Source organism: uncultured Nitratireductor sp., assembly GCF_913053745.1.
Lineage (GTDB): Bacteria > Pseudomonadota > Alphaproteobacteria > Rhizobiales > Rhizobiaceae > Nitratireductor.
On the sequence record NZ_CAJXGF010000081.1, the window covers coordinates 1 to 20,992 of the forward strand.

Sequence of the window (20,992 nt, forward strand, 5' to 3'; positions counted from 1 at the left end):
GGAAACGGCCAAGCGCGATCAAGTCCTGCACGGCGATATGCGAGGTAAGGCGCAGACGGTCGGCACCGGCCACATCGATGTGGCGGTTTTTCAGGCTGCGCGAGAGGGCATGCACGAAACGATCGCGCTTGCGCACCAAAACCAGCACGTCACCCGCCGTCAGACGTTTGCCCGTGCCTTCGATGGTCTCGCCGTTTCGGATCCAGTCCTCGACGGTCTGGGCAATCGTCTCGGCGAGCCGCACGGCCGGGGCCGAAGCATGGTCGACGGCTTCGGTCCAGTCGTCGGGCTCTTCCACCACCTCCGGCGCGATGGGCGACCAGACCTCCACATAGCCGGGCTGGCCCGCGCGAACCGCCAGATGCTCGATGGGCTCTGGATCGTGGGTCAGCCCCTGCGCCACATCCGCCTTCGAAAACACCAGATCGGCCGCTTTCAGAACATCCTCGGTGGAGCGGAACGAATAACGCAGGCGCAAGCGCTCGAAACGGCGCTCGACCTCGCGCACCTTCTTCTCGAACGCGCGCCCGCTTTCGCCGAAGGCAGCCGGCTCCGCACCCTGAAACGAGTAGATCGACTGTTTCTCGTCGCCCACCGCGAAGATGGTGCGCAGGAGACCCTCGCGTGCACTTTCGCCGGCGAAGAAGTCTTCGGCGAGCAACCGCACGATCTGCCATTGCTCGGGGCTCGTGTCCTGCGCCTCGTCGATCAGCACATGGTCGATGCCCTTGTCGAGCTTGTACTGCACCCATGGCCCGGCATCGGCGCGGGCCAGAAGCCGGATCGTGCGCATGATGAGATCGTTGAAATCGAGAAAGCCGCGCGCGCGCTTCAGCCGCTCGTAGCGGGCGATCATGCCATCGGCGATGACCAGTGCCGAACGCGTGGCTTCCAGCATGCGGAACAGGGCCACGCGGTCGACCGCACTGCGGATCGCTTCCGCCGCTTCGCCATAACGTTCCACGATGTCGGGCAGGGCGGTGCGCAGCGCCTTCTTGAACGTGCTCTCGCCATAGATGCCGCCATCGGCCTTGAGAAACCCCTTTCGCAGATGCTCCAGCCGGCGCAGCGGGTCGCGCTCCTCGAAGGCGAGCGTGGCGTCGGGCACGATGCTTTTCAAAACCGTTTTCGCGTCCACGGCTTCCGCCTCGGCCACAAGCGCGCGAAACGCGCCGGCATCGAAACCGGGAAGCGGCCAGATGGAGGCGGCAATCGTTTCGGCACTGTCGCCGGGCGCGAAATCGAACTCCTCGAACAGTGCGCTGTAAGGCTCCGGATCGTTGCCGATCTCGTCGATGAAGGCGCGCAGCCCGTCGCGGCGGGAAACGATTTCCGACAGGAGATCCTGCAAGCCGCTTTCGCCACCGCGCTCCAGCACTTCAGCGAAGGCATCGGCCAGAACGCCATCTCCGCCGGCGGCACCCGACAGGAGATCGCGCCGTGCCTCGGCCAACAGCGCCTCCTCCATCTGCGAATCCAGAAGCTCGAAATGACCGGCGATGTTCGCTTCCAGCGGGAACTGGTGCAGGATCGCCTCGCAGAAGGCGTGGATGGTCTGGATTTTCAGGCCGCCCGGCGTTTCCAGCGCGCGGGCGAAAAGCCGCCGCGCCCGCGCGAGCTTTTCACGGCCTGGCGCCTTGCCCTCCATTTCCGCGATAACCCCGGACAGCGCGTCGTCGGGCAGGAGGCTCCAGTCCGCGAGATCGCGGAACACGCGGTTGGCCATGTTGGCGGCGGCGGCACGGGTGTAGGTCAGGCAGAGAATCTTCGACGGATCGGCGCCCTGAAGCAGAAGACGGATCACGCGCTGGGCGAGCACATGGGTCTTGCCCGATCCGGCATTGGCCGACACCCAGGCGGAGTTTGCCGGATCGGCGGCAAGGGCCTGCGCCCTGATCGTGTCTTCGGGGATGAAGGGGAGTTTCTTCATTCGCCCTCTCCGCCTTCGCCCGCATCGCCGCCGGCCGACCATTCCAGCACGCGCGCCAGATGGTCGTAATCGCCATCCACATCGCCCTCGCGGAACGGCAGGACGCGCGAACGATAGCCGGTCTCGGCCTTGTGGTAATGCGCGAGAAGCTGCGCCAACCGCTCCCACGCTTCCTCGGCCATGCCAGGCGCGGTCTTGTCACTATCCTTCATCTTGAGGATGGATTCGGGAAAAACCTCGCCATTCGCCTTGAGCCGCACATAAGCGAGTTCGGCAGGTTCGGCGGGACCCACGTCGGCAAACGCGCCGCGTTGGAGAAGTGCCGCCTCCAGCGCAAGCTGCGGCGACAGGAGCGTGTGCGCCTGACGGCGCGAGGGCGTCGCGCCCGTCTTGTAATCGAGAATCTCGGCGCTGCCATCGCCGCGAATATCTATGCGGTCGGCGCGGCCTGAAAGGGTGAGACCGAGCCTCGCCACTTCGATGGCCGAGGCGCGAATTTCGGCATGGCGTCTGGCGATGCCTTTCGCGCGCCCCCGCTCCCACTCGATCACGGCCTCTGCCGTGCGCTCGAAACGCGGCCACCAGACGGCCGCGACATCCTGCGGCAAACCCGCTTCGGCAAAAAGCCGCCGCCCGATGGCAAGCAGCCGGTCGGGAGCATCCGGCAGGCCCGGATCGTCCACGTCCTTTACGAAATGCTCCAGAATGTCGTGGAAGAGATTGCCGCGCTCGGCAGCGCCGGGATCGCGGATCAGCGGGTCGAGCGCGACCAGTTCCAGAATGCGCCTGGCATAGACCGCATAGGGATCGCGCCGCAGCGTCTCGATCTCGGTGATCGAGAAGCGTGTCGGACGGGCATCGACGGGAGGCGCGGGCTCCGGTCGGGGCGCGAAATCCTCATCCGGTCTTTCATCCAGAAGGCGCGCCCAGCCGATCAACGCGCGGCCGCGCACCCGCATCGTCTCGGTCGCTTCTTTGCCGGCAAATGCCGTGATGCGCTGAAGCCAGCGCGACGCGACGGCAGGTGCGTCGCCGGCACGTGCCGCGCGGGTCAGCACCACATTTTGCGTGCCCATCGCCATCATGAAATCATGCGCCGCCTGGCCGATGCGGCGCTCCGGCGGCTCCAGCGAAAGCTCGGCCTTCATGAGCCGAGACATGAACCGGTCGGAGGAGGGGATGGCGGGCCAGGTGCCCTCGTTCATGCCCCCCAGAACCAACGTGTCGACGTTGAGAAGCCGCGCCTCCAGCGTGCCCCAGATCGACACCCTTTTGTCGGCGCCCATTGAAGGCTTAACCACTTCGGTGGCGATCAGCGCGGCGAAGACCGCCGGCCATTCGCCGGCATCGAAGGGCAGTGCCGTTTCCGAACCGACCAGGCCGCGCAGGAAGGCGGCCATGGCCTGACCGCGCTCGCCGTCATAGTAGTTGGTGAGGCTGCCATCCTCGGAGCGACCGAAGGCCTCCAATACCTCCACCGTGCAGCGCGCCATCTCGGACACGCCCACACCCCGCGCGCCACGCAAATTGGCAAGTGGCGCGAGAGCTGCGCACAACGCCTCCAACACGGCACGAGCCTCTGCGAGCGCGGCATCGTTGACACGCGCGAACCAGAACGGCTTGCGCGTGTCACGTTCAATCGCCGCCCAGCGTGTCTCGAACAGCGCGTCGAGTGTCGCGATGTCGGGACGACCCGTGCCGCCGCGCAGCGCCACCAACTCTATGGTTTCGGCCGAGCGTCTTACGGTTGCACGTTTGAGTCCCAGCCGCACGAGCGGGTGCTTGAGCAACGCCACCATGGCAACGGGTTCGCCCGGACGGAAGATCGTCTCCAGCACAAGTCGCGCCAGCGTTGCCGGGGGGCTGTCGGCAAGCGGCGTGCCGCCGGAATCGTCCGCCTCGATTCCGAAACGCCGCAACTCCACCGCCACCCGCCGCGCCAGCCCGCGATCCGGCGTTACCAGCGCGGCCGTCGTTTTCTCCCCGGTCAACGCCAGGCGCAACGCGACGGCAATCGACAGCGCTTCCTCGCGCTCATTGGCGGTCTCAACCAGCGTTACGCCGGCAAGTGCGCCGCCGTCCGTCGCATTTTCCGCAAATCCCCGGTTTTCGAGCCAAGCATCGGTGGTTTCGGCCGGGCGCAGCGTTTCGCTGATCAGATTGCGCCGCAAAGCAAGCGCTGGAGCGGGAGCGCCGAGTTCGACCACATCCGCGCGCGAGATACCCATGGCCGCGAGCAGTGTCTTCAGCCCCGTCTGCGGATGACCGAAAGCGGATGGTTCGGCCGCATCGCCGACCGCCTCCCATGCGCGCGCATCGAGCCGTGTATCGAGACCGGGCAACACCACGGCGCCGTTTTCCAGATCGGCAATCGTCGCAAGAAGCCGCGCCGTGGCTGGAATGGAGCCGGTGGAACCGGCCGCAACAACCGGGCCTTTTTGCGCACGCACCTTAAGACGCGCCGCCTCGGCCGCCAGCATGGCGTTGCGGTGCGCGGCAGGGTTTGAGCGGTCCAGCGCGTCAAGCAGGCTCGGCCAGTGCGCCGTGACGATTTGCAAAAACTCGAGCGTCACCTGCCACCAGTGCGCCAACGCGTCGGGCGCGAGGCTCGCAAGGTTCGTCCAGTCCGCTTCCTCGGTTTCGATCTCGTCCATCAGCGCGGCCAGATCCCGCGCCAGCCAGATGGAATCGGAAGCGGAGGCCGGCACCACCACGCCCTCCTCGAAGAGCGCGGCCACATGGCCAGGCAAACGCGACTTCCACGCCTGCACGAGCGGCGCCAGAAGCAGGATACGATCGAGAGCTTGGACAGGCGGTGCCAGATCGAGTGCCGAGGCTCCTTCAGTGTCGAAGAGTGCCGCTTCCTCATCGAACTCGCCGAGGGGGCGGATGACGGGCAGGATCGCCGATTGTCCGCTCAGCTTTTCAAGCAGCACATCGCGCAGCGCGCGGGCGGCACGGCGGGTCGGCAGATAGATGGTGACATCGGCCAGCGCCAGCGGATCGCCATCATGGCGGAAACCGGGAACGAGCCGCCCGTCGAGCAGCGTTTCGGCAAGCGTCCTCAGAAAATCGACGCCGGGCGGTATCGAGTAGACGCGCGGCCCTTCTTTAGCCGGCATCGCTTTTCTCACCGTGCGCCGCCACCACCGCCTCGGCGGGCGCGATCGCGTCGGGGGTGCCGACGGTGACCCATGCCCCGTCCATCTTCATGCCGAACAGCCGGCCTTCGGCCTCCGCGGCATCGAAATAGGCGTTGAGCGATTTCGGTTCTGCATCCGCGCCTGCGAAGATACGCGGATCAAGTACGATTGCGCCGGCATAGATGACGCCGCCCGCCACACCCCGGTCACGCGTAAGACGCCCATCCGCTTCCATCCTGTAATCGGTCGAGCCGGAATGGCCCGTCGCCTGTTCGGTATCCGCAACCATGAGGAGAATATCCATGGTCGCGTCGTCCCAGGCAAGGGCCAGCCGTTCGAGATTGGAGGTCGTCCCGTCGAGCCAGAACGTGTCGGCGTTGAGAATGAAGAACGGTGCCTCGCCCAGATGCGGCAGCGCGCGTATGATGCCGCCGGCCGAATCCATCAGCCGGTCGCGCTCGTCGGAAATAACGATCCGTGGCGTGGTGCGGCCAGCCAGATGTGCCTCCATCTGGTCTGCAAGATAATGAACGTTGACGACGGCCGTACCGACTTGAGCGCGCTCCAGCACATCCAGTGCGCGGTCGATCAGCGAACGGCCTGCGACCTCGACCAACGGCTTCGGCAGCGTGTCTGTTATGGGCCGCATGCGTTTGCCGAGCCCGGCAGCCAGCACCATGGCTTTATCGGGCATCACCGCGCTCATTCCTTGTCTCCGCCCAGAAAGCCCGCTTCTTCGTAGAAGTGGCGCAGCTCATCCAGCGCCGGGTGGCGCATGGCGCGGCGCAGATAAGCGCGGATGCGCGGCAAATGCTTAATGTAAAAAGGTTTATGGTCGCGTTGTTCCAGCCGGACGAAAGTACCGAGCAGCTTGGAGTTGCGCTGCGTCGCACAGATCGCATAGGCCTCGTCGAATGCCTCGCGGTCGAACCGTCCCTGTTCGGCGCGTGCGGCGCAATAGGCTTCCACCACAGCCTGCTCCAGCGCTTCAGGCATCGTCACACGCGCATCGAGGGCGAGCGAGGCCACATCATAGGCTGCCGGGCCACGCACGGCATCCTGCAGATCGATCAGTCCGAGCCGCTCGAAACCTTCGCGCTCGGCGCGCCAGATCAGATTGGGCGAATGAAAATCGCGCAACACCAGGTTCTGCTCGACCTGTTCAAGACGCGCGAACAGCCGGTCCCAACGCTCGGCATAGCCCCTGCGCTCGTCTTCGCTGGCGGGGCGACCCGCCATGAACGGCATGTACCAATCGGTAAGCAGGCTCACCTCGACGCCCAGCGCCTCACGATCGTATGGCGGCAATTCGTGAACGAGATGCGCATCGACGGGCATTTGCATCGGCCATTCATCGCGATGAAGCGCGGCAAGAAGGCGTGCCGCCTCCACGTAGCGCTCGGCCACCGGCTCGCCTTCCGCCGACAGAAAGGGCGTCTCGCCCAGATGCTCGGTGAGCAGCAGTCCGGTTTCGAGGTCCTGCGCATACACTTCATAGGCGGAAAAACCTCGCGCGCGGATCGCATTCGCCATCGCTACCGATGCGGCAACCGACTGCGCAAGATGTGCGACCCGGCTATAGGGCCGCCCGCAGGCGAGGAGCGGCTCGTCGCGCCGCTCCGGCGCGTTCATGAGGATGCGACGTGCGCCAAGCCGCGTCGTCACCGTCTCATAGGCACGAAGCGAGGCGTCGCCCAGGAGAAACGCGCGATGGGCCCGCAGCTCGCCGGCCCTGTTCAGAAAATCGCGAATAACGAAGCTGCGCTCCAACCGCAGCATGGCGTCTTCCGGCCCGCCGATCACCGCCAATCGGCCTTCGCCCTCGTCATGCAGTTCGAGCCGGATCGCATCCTGCAGTGCAACGCCAGCGCGCTCCGGCCACTCCACGAGAGCGACACCGCCTTCCGCCGCTTCGGACAGGCCGAGTTCCTCAAGCTCCTCCGGATCGCCCAGCCGGTAGAGATCGAAATGATGTACGGGAATGCGCGCATCGTAGCTCTGCACCAGCGTGAAGGTGGGGCTTGGAACGTCCATGTCCGGGTCTCCGGCAAGCGCCCGGACGATAGAGCGGGCAAGCGTCGTCTTGCCCGCTCCCAGATCGCCCTTCAGGGCAAGCACATCGCCTGGGCGCAGCGCCACGGCAATGTCTTCGCCGAACAGCGTCGTTGCGTCTTCATTCGGCAGGAAGCGTTCCAGAACGCGTGCTGTCATGCGGTTTGGCTACTCTGCGGCGACCCGCGCCTGCGTCGGCGCGGAGGGGAAACGGCAGGTCACCGTGGTACCACGCCCTTCGCCCGTGTCGATGTGAACGGAGCCGCCATGCAGCTCGACGAAACTCTTGACGATGGAGAGGCCGAGGCCCGCACCGCGACGGCGACCGCCATTCACATGCGGTTCGAAACGCCGGAAGATCGTCTCCAACACGTCGGGTGCCATGCCCGGACCGTCGTCATGCACACTGAAGTCGACCGCGTCGTCATATTGCCGTGCTGTCAGGCGGATCGTGCTTTGCTCCGGGGCGTAATTGGCCGCGTTGGAGAGCAGATTGAACATCACCTGCCGCACCCGGTTCTCGTCCGCATGGAAGACCAGAGCCGCATGGCCGATCTGTAGATCGAGGTTGATCTGGTGCTCGCGCAGCCGCTCGGATATGAGCCCGGCCGCGGCCTTCACCATGTCGCCGACCCGCACTTCGCCGATTTCCAGTTCCATGATACCGGCATCGACGGTCGCCAGATCGAGAATGTCGTTCACCACGGTGAGAAGCACCGAGGACGACGAACCGATATGGTCCACATACTCGCGCTGTCTCCGGTTCAGCGACCCCGTCTCCGGCAGGTTCAGGAGTTCGGTGAAGCCGATGATGTTGGTCAGCGGCGAGCGCAACTCGTAGGAGACGTGCTGAACGAAATCGTTCTTGAGCTTATCGGCCTTCTGCAGTGCGTCGTTCTTTTCCTTCAGTGCCCGTTCCACATTCACGCTGTCGGTCATGTCCACGAAAGTGATCATCACCTGGCCGTTGGGCAGCGGAATGGTGGCGTGGCTCAAAACCGATCCGTTGGTGAGTTCGACCTGTCCGTGCTGACTGCGGCGCTCGTCGTCGAAACCGGTGACGGATGCCACGAAACCGGGCCACGGGCTGGCCTTGGACAAGGGATCGCACACCGCACGGATATCTGCGATATGGGCATTGGGCGTGATCAGAACATCCGGCAGGTTCCAGATGCGCTGGAACGCAGGATTGGCGAGACGCAGGCGCCCATCCGGACCGAACACGGCGACGCCCTCGGTCAGATTGTCGAGCGTTTCGCCCTGGACGCGCATGGCCGCATTGTAGCGGCTTTCCAGGTCGAACTTTTCCGTCAGGTTCTCGAACACCCACGTCACCCCGCCCTTGGGCTGCGGGTTGGCGATGACGCGGATCGTGCGCCCATCGGGCAGATGCCACCAATGTTCCTGCGGCTTCATGCTGCGATAGGCGGAAAGGAGACCTTCCTTCCAACGGCGCCATTCGGGTTGTTCGGCAAGGGTGCCCTCGCTGCGCAACCGGTCGAGCAGCAAAGCGTTGTCGGGCATGCTTTCCAGGAATGGCGTGTCGAGATCCCACAGTTTCTGGAATGACTGGTTGAAGAAACGCAGCTTCTGGTTCTCGTCGAAAATGGCGACCGCGGTGGTAAGCTGGTCGAGCGTGTCGGAATGGCTCTGAACCGTGCTCTCAAACTCCCGGCGAATGGTCTCCACCTCGCTGACATCGCTGGCAATGCCGGCTGAACCGTGCGCGCCCGCATGATCCGTGATCGAGAAAACCCGCCTTTCGCCGTGAACCACGGCCGAAAGCGACTGCCGGAAGACTTCGTTGGCCTCGCGATGACGGCTGGTGATCTCCTCACGGGCGGCCATGGGCAGAAATTCGAGCTGCTCGCGCAGCACCGCGTCTGCGCCGTGTGCATCCACCGCGCCGGTGTACGCGCGGTTTACCCAAGCTAACTGACCGGCCTTGTTGCGCAACCAGAACGGCATATCGAGCGCATCGAGCAGGCCCATGACGGTCGTCCGTTCCGACAGAAGGTTCTGCTGTTCGAGCTTGAGGCGCGCATGTTCCTCGCGCAGGCCCGAGAGTGAAACAAATCGCAGCACCGCATGCTGAGCCGACTTCCTTCCCTGCGCCTCGAGCAGGGTGCCCGAACGGGTTTCGATCGTCAGATCGAAATTCTCGTTCTCCTCGCGCAAGGTGGCAAGGGCCCGGTCCAGCGCCGATGCCGAGCGCGGCATCATCCAGCGCCCGAATGCGAGAAACGCCGAGCGTTCGTCGGGTGCGCCGCAACCGGGTGGAAGATCACCCACGATCGCCGGCTTTTCGGCGCTTCCTCCCCAAACGACGGCGCGTTGGTCCTTGAGATTGAGAAGCGCGTCGGAGCGGCCGAGCGCACCGCTGAGTTCAGCGACCCGCGCACGCAGTTCCAGGTTCTCGGCGGCGATCCGCGCCCGCTGGCGGATCAGCCAGATGGCCGAGAGAAAAGCCGCCCCCATAATGCCGACGAAAACGGCAAGCTGAATGACCTCAAGCGTGTCGACGGAAAGTCCGGGAGCGAGTTGCGCAGTGGTTTGCGCGGCCGCCGCGCACGGCATGGCCACGCTTGTCGTCAGCGCCAGAAACCGCATCGATCCCCGTGTGATGCCCGTTTTGCGCTGTCGGCCCTTAGGGCCCATAGATCCGCCGCTTAGCGGGTCCAGCCCCGGCATGTCTTGTTCCTTCTCCGCCGCATGATCTGGCAAGACCGCCCCTTCCTTTCGCCAGGCCCACAGCCCGGAAGGTCAGCCGCCTCGCGAATCACAGCACTGTACCGCGTGAGCGAATCGCCGTGAAGAAGGACGCGCGACAAAAATAATGCCGAGCCAAAAGTCAATGGCTCGGCATCAATATCTTGTGTCTTGGTTAATTTCTCTTAATACCGGTAGTGTTCCGGCTTGAACGGGCCCTGCGGCGTCACGCCGATATAAGAGGCCTGTTCGTCGGACAGCGTGGTCAGCGAAGCACCCAGTTTGTCGAGATGCAGCCGCGCCACTTTTTCATCGAGGTGCTTGGGCAGCACATAGACTTCATTGCGGTATTCGTCGCCACGCACGAAGAGCTCGATCTGCGCCAGCACCTGATTGGTGAAGGAAGCGGACATAACGAAGCTCGGATGCCCGGTGGCATTGCCGAGGTTGAGCAGGCGGCCTTCCGAAAGCAGGATCATCCGCTTGTCGTCCGGGAAGGTGATCATGTCCACCTGCGGCTTGATGTTCGTCCATTTGAGATTGCGCAGAGCGGCAACCTGAATCTCATTGTCGAAATGGCCGATATTGCCGACGATCGCCATGTCCTTCATCTTGCGCATGTGATCGAGGGTGATGACGTCCTTATTGCCGGTCGTGGTGATGACAATGTCGGCATTCGGCGCAGCCTCGTCCAGCGTCACGACCTCGAAACCGTCCATGGCGGCCTGCAGCGCGCAGATCGGATCGACTTCCGTCACTTTAACGCGCGCGCCGGCGCCGGCCAGCGACTGTGCCGAACCCTTGCCGACATCACCGTAGCCACAGACGACGGCTACCTTGCCGGCCATCATCACGTCGGTGGCACGGCGGATGCCGTCGACCAGCGATTCCTTGCAGCCATACTTATTGTCGAATTTCGACTTGGTCACGGAATCGTTGACGTTGATTGCCGGGAAGGGGAGGAGGCCCTTCTTCTGGAGCTGATAGAGACGGTTCACACCGGTGGTGGTCTCCTCGGTCACGCCCTTGATGGCTTCCTTCTGACGCGTGAAGAAGCCCGGCGTCTCGGCCATGCGCTTCTTGATCTGCGCGAACAGAACTTCCTCTTCCTCGCTGCCCGGATTGGACAGAACGTCCTCGCCAGCCTCGGCGCGGGCACCGATGAGGATGTACATGGTGGCGTCGCCGCCATCGTCGAGGATCATGTTGGAGGGTTCGCCATCGGTCCACTGGAAGATCTGATCCGTATAGGTCCAGTACTCTTCGAGCGTCTCGCCCTTGACGGCGAAGACCGGCGTGCCGCTCTCGGCAATCGCTGCGGCTGCGTGATCCTGCGTGGAGAAGATGTTGCACGATGCCCAGCGCACATCGGCACCCAGCGCCTTCAACGTTTCGATCAGAACGGCGGTCTGGATCGTCATGTGCAGGGAACCGGAGATGCGCGCGCCCTTGAGCGGCTTCTGCTTGCCGAATTCTTCGCGGCAGGCCATCAGGCCCGGCATTTCCGTTTCGGCGATCTCGATTTCCTTACGACCCCAGTCGGCCAGGGAGATGTCGGCGACCACATAATCCTTGTCAGCGCTCATTGGCGTATTCTCCGATTGTCACGAATATGGCGCCACAAGCGGCAAGCCGGGCGCGAATGCTGGCATTTGACTACCAGATCGCGCCGGCGCTCACAATGGATATAAAGAAATCTTTATTCGTGCATGTGTGGCGACGGACCGCCGCTCAACATTCCTCGCCGAAGCGGGAGGCAACCAACGCCTCGAGCGCATCAAGAAGCGCTTCGGCCTCGCGGCCGCTGGCACTGACATGAATGCTGCATCCGGGGCTTGCCGCCAGCATCATGAGACCCATGATAGACGTGCCGCCGACCGTAATCCCGTCTTTCGCCACCTCGACTTCGGCATCGTGGTTTTCCACCGTCTGCACGAACTTGGCCGAGGCACGGGCATGCAACCCGCGCTGGTTGACGATGGTGAACTCGCGTTTGAGCCAGTCTGAGGCGGACGTTCCGGCGGACATATCGTTAACCTGCACGTCGCTCATTTTCCGCTCAGCACCTGGCTTGCCACATTGATGTATTTGCGGCCGGCGGCCTGGGCCTCTTCGAGCGCCTGGGCCATGTCGTCATTGGCCCGCGCGGAGGAAAGTTTGATCAGCATGGGCAGGTTCATGCCGGCAATAACCTCGACACGCCCCGCATCCATCACCGAAATGGCGAGGTTCGAGGGGGTTCCGCCAAACATATCGGTGAGGATAATCACACCGGCACCGGTATCCGCCTGTGCCACCGCATCGACGATATCCCGGCGACGTTGCTCCATATCGTCCTCGGCCCCGATGGATACGGTTTCGAGATTTTCCTGATGGCCCACCACATGCTCCACGGCATGGCGGAACTCCTCGGCCAACTGGCCGTGCGTCACCAAGACGAGCCCGATCATCGGCACATCATCCGAGTGCTCGGTTTTGCATTCGAGGCTGCGCTCGGGGCTGTCACGCGTTTACTCCATCACTGGCTTTGTGGGAGAACCCACACATCCGGTTATTCTCATTTAGGCCTCGGCGTGCGGCGGTCGACCCCTTTTCGGAAGGAAACCGTTCGCAACCCAGCCTTTGCCTGCCTCACGGCAAGAGCGCTATCTTGTCAACGCACGGGCCGTTGACAAGCCCAAAACTGTAGCGATTCGCCTAAATAAAGTTCAAACGGCGGCGCGGACCCGCCCAAAAGGCGGCAATTGAAGGGTCGCCGCGATGGCGTGCACCGCCCTGCGTGCCTGCCGTTGCGGCAATTCCACGCACGGGATCGCTATGCCTTCGTGGATGATCTGCGTTCCTTCGGAAAAGCGAGGGGCTTTTCCTTCATCGACCAGGCGAACGGCGAGGTCGATCACCGCGGCCGGTACATGTTCGAGCCTGGCCGGCCCCAATCCGCGTGCTTCCGCCAATCCGGCGATCGGCTCGGGCGTGCGTACGATCAATCGGCCATTGCGGGCCGAAAGAAAAACCTGATCGTCCGAAACGAATGAAGCGAACACACCGGCGGCCCTGAAAAAGGCCAGGGCCTCGAAAGCCAACATCGTCTTGCCACAACCCGACGCGCCCTCGAGGAGAATGCCTTTTCCGGCAACGACGATGGCGGTGGCATGGCGGTTGTGCATGGCAATCAGCCCTCGGCGGGCAGCGCGACGATGAAGCGCGCGCCCTTGATATCGCCCGGTTTCGCCCCGGCGGCGTTTTCCGCCGTGAGCGTTCCCCCATGAGCCTCGACGATCTGCCGGCTGATGGAAAGACCGAGGCCCGAATTCTGACCGAACGCCTCGCCCGCCGGGCGATCTGTGTAGAACCGCTCGAAGATGCGGTCGATGTTCTCCACGCGGATACCCGGCCCATTGTCCTCCACGGTCAAGACGATGCGCTTTCCGGCGCGCGACAGGCGCACATCGATCCGCCCGTTCTTTTCCGGCACGAATGAACGCGCATTCTCGATCAGATTGGTGATCACCTGACCCAGCCGCAAATCGTGCCCCTGAATGAAGTAACTCGTCTCCGCGCCTTCGCGATCTTCCGCCGCAAAGGTGATCTCAGCAGGTTTCTTCGCCACTCCGGCTTCACGGGTCGCACTCACCAGATCGGCGACGAATTGCTTCAGTTCCACGCGCCCGGCATCCTCGCGCGACAACTCGGCATCAAGGCGCGAAGCATCGGAAATGTCCGTGATCAGCCGGTCGAGACGGCGCACATCGTGCTGGATGATTTCCAGGAGACGCTCGCGCGAACGCTCGTCCTTGGCCAGCGGCAGGGTCTCGACCGCGCTTCCCAGAGAGGTCAAGGGATTCTTCAATTCATGGGATACGTCGGCGGCAAAGCTTTCGATGGCATCGATGCGTGCATAGAGCGCCTTGGTCATGTCGCGCAACGCAGCGGAAAGATTGCCGATCTCATCCTGCCGGTGCGAGAAGTCGGGGATTTCCTCGCGCGAACGCGCACCACGGCGCACACGAACCGCAGCCGCCGAAAGCCGGCGCAGAGGATTGGCTATGGTTGATGCGAGAAGCAGCGAAAGACTTGCCGTCACCAGCGCGGCCACGGCAAACACGCGCAGGATCGCCTTGCGCTCGGCGGCAACGATCTTGTCGATGTCTCCACCCTGCGTCGAAAGCAGGAGCACGCCGAGAACGGCGCGGAAGCGCTGTACCGGCACCGCCACCGAGACGATCTGCTCGCCCTGTTCACTGATGCGCACCACATAATTGGTGGTGCCCGTCAGCGCTTTCATAACCTCGGGATACGCAACCCCGCTTCCACCCGGCTGTTCCTTGTAGACGGGCAGATCCCTGCGACGAAAGAAATCGCGCAGCCAGTGCCAGCCCTTCTCGAAAAGGCCGTCTTCCTGTTCGTCCAGCGATGGCAGCTCATAGCGCAGCACCTGACCGAGATATTGCGAATCGAGCAACAGATTCGCATCGGGGTCGTAGATGCGGGCGCGGGTACGGGTTTGCGGTATGAGTCGTCGCAGGAGCGGGGCCACGCGCTCCGGATTGATCGGGAAATCGAGACTTTCCAGTTGATCGCCGCGCGGCGGCAAGCTCTGCCCGGCTTGCAATTCGAGCAGCTTGTCGGGGTCGACGAGGATCGAATCGGTTTCCACTTCGGCGGAACTGGCAATGGCGCCGGCGATGATTTCGCCCTGCGTCATCAGGCTTTCCACACGGGCGCTGATCAACTCCTCACGGAACTCATTGAGGTAGAGAACGCCCACCACGAGAACGCCCAGACCGGCAAGGTTGAGAAACAGAATGCGCCGGGTCAGACTGGAAAAGACATAGTGTCCGAAGAGTCGGCGCAGCGGAACCGCAAGCCGACCGAGAAAGGCCTGTCCTGCCGGTCGCGCGGTCTTCGCGGACCGCTGCTCCGTCTTTTTCGTTTCTGCACTCATCGCCACTGTCTTGCTCGGACGCACGCCCCGCAACCGCCGCGCCCGACCCGGACCTAGATCTCGCGGAAGCGGTAACCCACACCATAGAGCGTTTCGATCATGTCGAACTCGCCGTCAACCGCCTTGAACTTCTTGCGCAACCGCTTGATGTGGCTGTCGATGGTGCGGTCGTCCACATAGACCTGCTCGTCATAGGCCGAATCCATCAACGCATCGCGGCTCTTCACCACACCCGGCCGCTGCGCCAGCGAATGGAGAATGAGGAATTCCGTCACGGTCAGGGTCACCGGCTGCCCTTTCCAGGTGCAGGTGTGGCGTTCCTGGTCCATCACGAGCTGGCCGCGTTCGAGCGATTGCGACTGCTTGCCGGGCGCCTTGACCGCGATTTCGCGCGTGCTGGCGCGGCGCAGGACGGCGCGGACACGCTCAACAAGAAGTCGTTGCGAGAACGGCTTGCGGACGAAATCGTCGGCTCCCATCTTGAGGCCGAAAAGCTCGTCGATTTCGTCGTCCTTGGAGGTGAGGAAAATCACCGGCACGTCGCTTTTCTGGCGCAGCCGGCGCAACAGTTCCATACCGTCCATGCGCGGCATCTTGATGTCGAGGATGGCCAGATTCGGCGGGCGCGCACCCAGTCCCTCGAGCGCCGAAACGCCGTCGGTGTAGGTTTCGACCCGATATCCTTCCGACTCCAGCGCTATGGAAACGGAGGTGAGAATGTTGCGGTCGTCATCGACAAGCGCGATTGTTGCCATATCAAGCGGCTCCCTCATGGGCATGTCGTCCCTATCTGCATCGATCGGCTGCGCAGATGCAGGACAAATTGGGTACAAAATGTGGCACATAAAGAAGCCTGTGTCACACCAACGCAGTCTCATGACATCAGCGAACACCGCACGGCTGTGCAAATGACCCGGAATCCGGGCTGTTTTAAACGATTTAAACGATTTTAAAAACTTTAAATCGATTAATGGTTTGAAATCCCTCGATTATTTGTGTTTTCAGCTTGGATCGCCTGCGCGGACAGGCATCTCAAGGGATTTTGGTGGTTACGATGAACGAAACCGGCATGCGCAACCCGGCTTGCGGGATCGAGAGCAATGGTCTGAAAACGACGGGCACCGTCCATTACAATTTTCAGCCCGCCGCGCTCTACGAAGAGGCGATCCGGCGCGGCGAAGCCAGGCTAACCGCCGATGGCGCCCTGGTTGCCGAGACCGGACAACACACCGGCCGTTCCGCCAGAGACAAATTCGTCGTGCGCACCGCCGACACCGAGGATGCCGTGTGGTGGGACAACAACAAACCCATGGCACCGGAGCATTTCGAAGCGCTCTATACCGATTTCCTGAACCAGGCGTCCGACCGCGACCTGTTCGTGCAGGATCTGGTCGGTGGGGCCGATCCCGAAAACAGCCTGCCCGTACGCGTCATCACGGAATATGCCTGGCATTCGCTGTTCATCCGCAACCTGCTCCTGCGGCCCGAACTCGAGGCACTCGTCGGTTTCGTGCCGGAGATGACCATTATCGACCTGCCGTCGTTCCGCGCCGACCCCGAGCGCCACGGCTGCCGCAGCGAAACCGTCATTGCCGTTGACCTGACCCGCAAGATCGTCCTGATCGGCGGCACCTCCTATGCCGGCGAAATGAAGAAGTCGGTGTTCACCGCGCTGAACTACATCCTGCCGGGGACGGGCGTGATGCCGATGCATTGCTCCGCCAATCTCGGCCCGAACGGCGACGCAGCCGTCTTCTTCGGCCTGTCGGGTACCGGCAAGACCACGCTTTCGGCCGATCCGTCGCGCACGCTGATCGGCGATGACGAGCATGGCTGGGGCGAGACCGGTCTCTTCAACTTCGAAGGCGGCTGCTACGCTAAGACGATCCGCCTGTCGGAGGATGCCGAGCCGGAAATCTTCGCCACCACGCGCCGTTTCGGCACGGTCCTTGAGAACGTCGTGCTGGATGCCGAGCGCCGCCCGGATTTCGACGACGGCAGCCTGACCGAGAACACGCGTTGCGCCTATCCGCTGCATTTCATCCCCAATGCGAGCGAGACCGGCCGCAGCGGCCATCCGAACAACATCATCATGCTGACAGCGGACGCCTTCGGCGTGCTGCCCCCGATCGCCAAGCTGACCCCGGCACAGGCCATGTACCACTTCCTGTCGGGCTACACCGCCAAGGTGGCCGGCACGGAAAAGGGTGTGACCGAGCCGGAAGCCACATTCTCCACCTGCTTCGGTGCGCCGTTCATGCCGCGTCACCCATCCGAGTACGGAAATCTGCTGCGCGATCTGATCGCCCGTCACGGTGTCGACTGCTGGCTGGTGAACACCGGCTGGACCGGCGGCGCCTATGGCATCGGCAACCGCATGCCGATCAAGATCACACGCGGACTGCTGAATGCGGCGCTGAGCGGCAAGCTGAACGATGCGGAATTCCGTACCGACCCGCATTTCGGCTTTGCCGTGCCGGTGGACGTGCCGGGCATCGCATCCAGCGTGCTCGACCCGCGCTCGACCTGGGCCGACAAAGCCGCCTACGACATGCAGGCGCGCCGTCTCGTCGGCATGTTCATCGACAATTTCGAAAAATTCGAAACCCATGTCGACGCCTCCGTTCGCGAAGCCGCACCGCAAATGGCGGAAGCCGCCGAGTAACGCCGGCGCTTGCATCGCCAAGGCTGAATGCGCATGTTCGGGCCCGGTCTCAACGACCGGGCCTTTTCATATGAACGGACAAAAGCGATGACCGAGGGCGACCTCAACATCAGAAACGGCGTCACCGTCTTCGCGGACGAATTGCAGGAACAGTTTATCCGTTCCTCCGGCCCCGGTGGCCAGAACGTCAACAAGGTGGCGACGGCGGTGCAACTGCGCTTCAATGCGAGGGCGGCGCGCGGCCTTCCCGAGCGTGTGCGCGAGCGAGCCCTTGCGCTCGCGGGCAGCCGCGCCACCAAGGACGGCGAAATCGTCATCGAGGCCGGGCGTTTTCGTACCCAGGAAATGAATCGCACCGACGCCCGCGACCGGCTGACCGAACTGCTCGCCCGCGCCGCCGAGCCCCCGCCAAAACCGCGCAAGAAAACCAAGCCTTCCCGGTCGGCCATCGAACGCCGGCTGAAAGCCAAGGCCGGGCGCTCCTCCGTCAAGAAGATGCGCGGAAAGGTCAGCTTCGATTGACTTGGGGAACGTGAACGCGGCCGTCGCGCTACAGTAACTTGTATCCGCGCGCCTTTTGCGGTTGAAATCTTCGACCTTTGCACGTCAAATATCGGGCAATTCTAACTGGAGACGTATCCATGGGCATTTTCGATTTCGTCAAATCCGTCGGCAAGAAGCTCGGCGTGGTGGACGAGGATCCGCCGGCAGCGAACGAACTGAAGAAAGAACTCGATTCCCACAAGCTCGGCACCGACAAGGTCGATGTGGTCGTTGAGGGTGACAAGGTCGTTCTCAAGGGTGAGGTCGCCGATCAGTCGGCCTTCGAAAAGGCCGTTGTGGCCGTGGGCAACACGCTCGGCATCTCCAAAGTGGAAGCGGGCGAGCTGAAAGTAGCCGCCACCGACGCCAAGGAGCCGGTGTTCTACACGGTCCAGAAGGGCGACAATCTCTGGAAGATCGCCGAAGCCAATTACGGCAAGGGCAAGGGCGCGAAGTACACCGTGATCTTCGAGGCCAACAAACCGATGCTCGACGATCCGGACAAGATCTACCCCGGCCAGGTCCTGCGCATTCCCGATCTCGCCGAGGCGTGATCGCATCTGTCACGATCTGACAAGAGACGGCGGCTTTCGGGTCGCCGTTTTCGTTCGTGCCGATTAGGGTGCGATCTTATGAGCATTGGCCTCGCATTCACCCCAGGGAGACCGACGTGCCAACCCTGACCGAAGGTGTCCGCCATCTTCCGGATTGCCTCGACCGCGCGGCGCAGGAAGCGCTTGTGGACGATATTCGCGCCATCGTGCGCGAAGCGCCGCTTTTCGTGCCGGCCATGCCGCGGAGCGGAAAGGAGATGAGCGTGCGCATGACCAATTGCGGCGCGCTCGGCTGGGTCACCGACAAGGAACGCGGCTACCGCTATCAGGCCACGCATCCTGTCACCGGAAAGGCCTGGCCGCCGATTCCCGATCGGCTCCTCGCCCTTTGGGAAGAAGTGGCGGATTTTCCAGCACCGCCCGAGGCCTGCCTGGTCAATCACTATGCCGAGGCAGCGAAAATGGGGCTGCACCAGGACCGCGACGAGGAGGCCTTCGAAGCTCCTGTGGTTTCCGTTTCGCTTGGCGACACGTGCCTCTTTCGGGTCGGCGGCACGAAACGCGGCGACAAGACCGTTTCGGTGAAACTGCGGTCCGGCGATGTGGTGGTGCTGGGCGGGGCAGGGCGGCTGGCCTTTCACGGCGTCGACCGCATCTATCCGGGCACCTCGACGCTGCTCAATGCGCCGGGGCGCATCAATCTCACGCTCCGTCGCGTCACAGCTTCCTGAGCGCGACTTCCTCGGTCAGATGGTTTGCGCCCTTGCGCAGGATGAGATCGGCGCGCGGCCGTGTCGGCAGAATGTTTTCGCGCAGATTCTTCAGATTGATGTTTTCCCAAAGCTGTTCGGCGATGGCGAGCGCGGCATTGGGTTTGAGCGCCGCATAGCGGTGGAAGAAGGATTCGGGATTCTGGAACGCCGTTTCGCGCAGCCGCATGAAGCGGTCCACGTACCATTGATGGATCAGCTCTTCCGGGGCATCGATATAGATCGAAAAATCGAAAAAGTCCGACACCACCGGAACCGCCGTTCCGTCCTGCGGCAGATCGCGGGTCTGCAGGACATTGATGCCCTCGAAAATCAGGATGTCCGGGCGGTCGATGGTGCGAAACTCGCCCGACAGGACGTCATAGGTCAGATGCGAATAGAGCGGCGCCTGCACATTCGGCAGACCGGCCTTGATCGCCGAGAGAAACCGCAACACCGAACCGACGTCGTAGCTTTCCGGAAAACCCTTGCGCTCCATCAGGTTCTCGCGTCGCAACACCTCGTTCGGATAGAGAAATCCGTCGGTCGTGACCAGATCGACCTTAGGGCTCGACGGCCAACGGGTGAGCAGTTCCTGCAGAACACGCGCCGTGGTCGACTTGCCCACGGCGACCGAACCGGCGATGCCGATGATGAAGGGCGTCTTGATCGCCCCATCGACATTGAGGAAGTTCTTGCGCTGCTCGAACAGGCTCTGAGACGCCTCGACATGGGCGTAAAGCAGGCGCGACATCGACAGGTAGATGCGGCGGACCTCGTCGAGATCGATGGGATCGTCGAGAGAACGCAGCCGCAAGACCTCGTCCTCGGTCAGCGTCAGGGGCGTGTCGGCGCGAAACTCCGCCCACTTGGCGGCCGAAAACCGCCGATAGGGCGACAACTCGCTGCCGGAGAGCTGATCGAGGGGATCGGAATGCGCCGACGGGCCCTTACGCTTGACGGGCTGGTCCATGAAAACGCCTGTGCCTACTCCGCGCCGCGGGCAGCCTTTTCCTGCAGGCCAGTCTGCGCCGTGCGACTGTGCAGTTCTGCCATCACGTCCTCCAGCGCCACGCCGCGCATGTGGAGGACGACCAGGAGATGGTATAGCAGGTCGGCGGTTTCCCCGACAAGCGCATCGCGATCTTCGCCGAGCGATGCGATCACGGTTTCGACCGCTTCCTCGCCAAGTTTCTTGGACGCCTTGTCGATGCCCCTGGAGACAAGCTTCGCCGTCCAGGAATTTGCGTCGCCGGATGCAGCCCGCGCGGCGACGATCTTTTCGAGGTCGGCAAGAGTGAAATCGGTCATGTCGGTTCCCCGGTGTCAGGCGTCGCGGCGCACGGCGATGCCGGCGGCGGCCATATGATCCTTGGCCTCGCCGATCGTATAGGTGCCGAAGTGGAAGATCGAGGCGGCGAGCACGGCGGAGGCATGGCCTTCGATGACGCCCTCGGCCAGGTGCTCCAGCGTGCCGACGCCGCCCGAAGCGATCACCGGCACCGGCACCGCGTCGGAGACCGCGCGGGTCAGCGGCAGGTTGTAGCCTTCCTTGGTGCCGTCGCGGTCCATGGAGGTCAGCAGGATCTCGCCGGCGCCCAGCGCACACATGCGCTGGGACCATTCCACCGCGTCGATGCCGGTCGGCTTGCGTCCGCCGTGGGTGAAGATCTCGAACTTGTCGGGGCCAACCGATTTCGCG

General features: G+C 63.0%; 18 protein-coding genes. 4 read left to right on the plus strand and 14 right to left on the minus strand.

Annotation, left to right across the window (positions count from 1 at the left end; all coding sequences use genetic code 11):
• The 11 genes from addA to QZ638_RS13940 all read right to left on the minus strand — a co-directional run.
• On the minus strand, nt 1-1,930 hold a 1,930-nt coding region (addA, locus tag QZ638_RS13890), incomplete at its 3' end, for a double-strand break repair helicase AddA (RefSeq protein WP_295811508.1).
• Nucleotides 1,927-5,052 (minus strand): double-strand break repair protein AddB, encoded by a 3,126-nt coding sequence (gene addB, locus QZ638_RS13895; protein ID WP_295811510.1) that lies wholly within the window; start codon nt 5,050-5,052, stop codon nt 1,927-1,929. The genes addB and addA, both read right to left, overlap by 4 nt.
• On the minus strand, nt 5,042-5,779 hold the full coding sequence (locus QZ638_RS13900; protein ID WP_295811513.1) for a nucleotidyltransferase family protein: 738 nt from the start codon (nt 5,777-5,779) through the stop codon (nt 5,042-5,044). The genes addB and QZ638_RS13900 overlap by 11 nt, the downstream gene beginning before the upstream one ends.
• On the minus strand, nt 5,776-7,284 hold the full coding sequence (gene tsaE, locus QZ638_RS13905) for a tRNA (adenosine(37)-N6)-threonylcarbamoyltransferase complex ATPase subunit type 1 TsaE (RefSeq protein ID WP_295811517.1): 1,509 nt from the start codon (nt 7,282-7,284) through the stop codon (nt 5,776-5,778). The genes QZ638_RS13900 and tsaE overlap by 4 nt, the downstream gene beginning before the upstream one ends.
• Nucleotides 7,285-7,293: 9 nt before the next feature.
• The gene (locus QZ638_RS13910; RefSeq protein ID WP_295811550.1) at nt 7,294-9,702 is read right to left on the minus strand and encodes a PAS domain-containing sensor histidine kinase; all 2,409 of its coding nucleotides are present in this window, start codon (nt 9,700-9,702) and stop codon (nt 7,294-7,296) included.
• Nucleotides 9,703-10,019: 317 nt separating this feature from the next.
• A complete protein-coding gene (gene ahcY, locus QZ638_RS13915) occupies nt 10,020-11,420 on the minus strand; it encodes an adenosylhomocysteinase (RefSeq protein WP_295811520.1) in 1,401 nt (466 codons plus the stop codon).
• Nucleotides 11,421-11,565: 145 nt separating this feature from the next.
• Nucleotides 11,566-11,862, minus strand: coding sequence for an HPr family phosphocarrier protein (locus tag QZ638_RS13920; RefSeq protein ID WP_295811553.1), 297 nt, complete (start codon nt 11,860-11,862; stop codon nt 11,566-11,568).
• A 20-nt stretch (nt 11,863-11,882) separates the two neighbouring features.
• The gene (locus QZ638_RS13925; protein ID WP_295811526.1) at nt 11,883-12,284 is read right to left on the minus strand and encodes a PTS sugar transporter subunit IIA; all 402 of its coding nucleotides are present in this window, start codon (nt 12,282-12,284) and stop codon (nt 11,883-11,885) included.
• Between the two features lie 258 nt (nt 12,285-12,542).
• A complete protein-coding gene (locus QZ638_RS13930) occupies nt 12,543-13,001 on the minus strand; it encodes an HPr kinase/phosphorylase (protein WP_295811528.1) in 459 nt (152 codons plus the stop codon).
• Nucleotides 13,002-13,006: 5 nt separating this feature from the next.
• The gene (locus tag QZ638_RS13935) at nt 13,007-14,779 is read right to left on the minus strand and encodes a sensor histidine kinase (protein ID WP_295811531.1); all 1,773 of its coding nucleotides are present in this window, start codon (nt 14,777-14,779) and stop codon (nt 13,007-13,009) included.
• A 53-nt stretch (nt 14,780-14,832) separates the two neighbouring features.
• Nucleotides 14,833-15,534, minus strand: coding sequence for a response regulator transcription factor (locus QZ638_RS13940; protein WP_295811532.1), 702 nt, complete (start codon nt 15,532-15,534; stop codon nt 14,833-14,835).
• 299 nt (nt 15,535-15,833) lie between these two features.
• On the opposite strand from QZ638_RS13940, the gene QZ638_RS13945 reads away from it, so the two are divergent.
• From QZ638_RS13945 to QZ638_RS13960, 4 genes are all read left to right on the plus strand, one after another.
• Nucleotides 15,834-17,444, plus strand: a complete 1,611-nt coding sequence (locus tag QZ638_RS13945; protein ID WP_295811535.1) for a phosphoenolpyruvate carboxykinase — start codon at nt 15,834-15,836, stop codon at nt 17,442-17,444.
• A gap of 87 nt (nt 17,445-17,531) precedes the next feature.
• The gene (arfB, locus tag QZ638_RS13950; RefSeq protein ID WP_295811537.1) at nt 17,532-17,966 is read left to right on the plus strand and encodes an alternative ribosome rescue aminoacyl-tRNA hydrolase ArfB; all 435 of its coding nucleotides are present in this window, start codon (nt 17,532-17,534) and stop codon (nt 17,964-17,966) included.
• 119 nt (nt 17,967-18,085) lie between these two features.
• Nucleotides 18,086-18,541 carry a peptidoglycan-binding protein LysM gene (lysM, locus tag QZ638_RS13955; RefSeq protein WP_295811540.1) on the plus strand — a complete coding sequence of 152 codons (456 nt, stop codon included), beginning with the start codon at nt 18,086-18,088 and terminating at the stop codon, nt 18,539-18,541.
• Nucleotides 18,542-18,657: 116 nt separating this feature from the next.
• Nucleotides 18,658-19,272: an alpha-ketoglutarate-dependent dioxygenase AlkB gene (locus tag QZ638_RS13960; RefSeq protein ID WP_295811542.1), complete on the plus strand. Its 615-nt coding sequence runs from the start codon at nt 18,658-18,660 to the stop codon at nt 19,270-19,272.
• On the opposite strand, the gene coaA is transcribed toward QZ638_RS13960, so the two are convergent.
• From coaA to QZ638_RS13975, 3 genes are all read right to left on the minus strand, one after another.
• On the minus strand, nt 19,259-20,263 hold the full coding sequence (gene coaA / locus QZ638_RS13965; protein ID WP_295811544.1) for a type I pantothenate kinase: 1,005 nt from the start codon (nt 20,261-20,263) through the stop codon (nt 19,259-19,261). The two genes, QZ638_RS13960 and coaA, sit on opposite strands and share 14 nt — an antisense overlap.
• 14 nt (nt 20,264-20,277) lie before the next feature.
• A complete protein-coding gene (locus tag QZ638_RS13970) occupies nt 20,278-20,601 on the minus strand; it encodes a phosphoribosyl-ATP diphosphatase (protein WP_295811546.1) in 324 nt (107 codons plus the stop codon).
• A gap of 15 nt (nt 20,602-20,616) precedes the next feature.
• A partial coding sequence (locus QZ638_RS13975; protein WP_295811547.1) for a HisA/HisF-related TIM barrel protein occupies nt 20,617-20,992 on the minus strand: 376 nt, incomplete at its 5' end.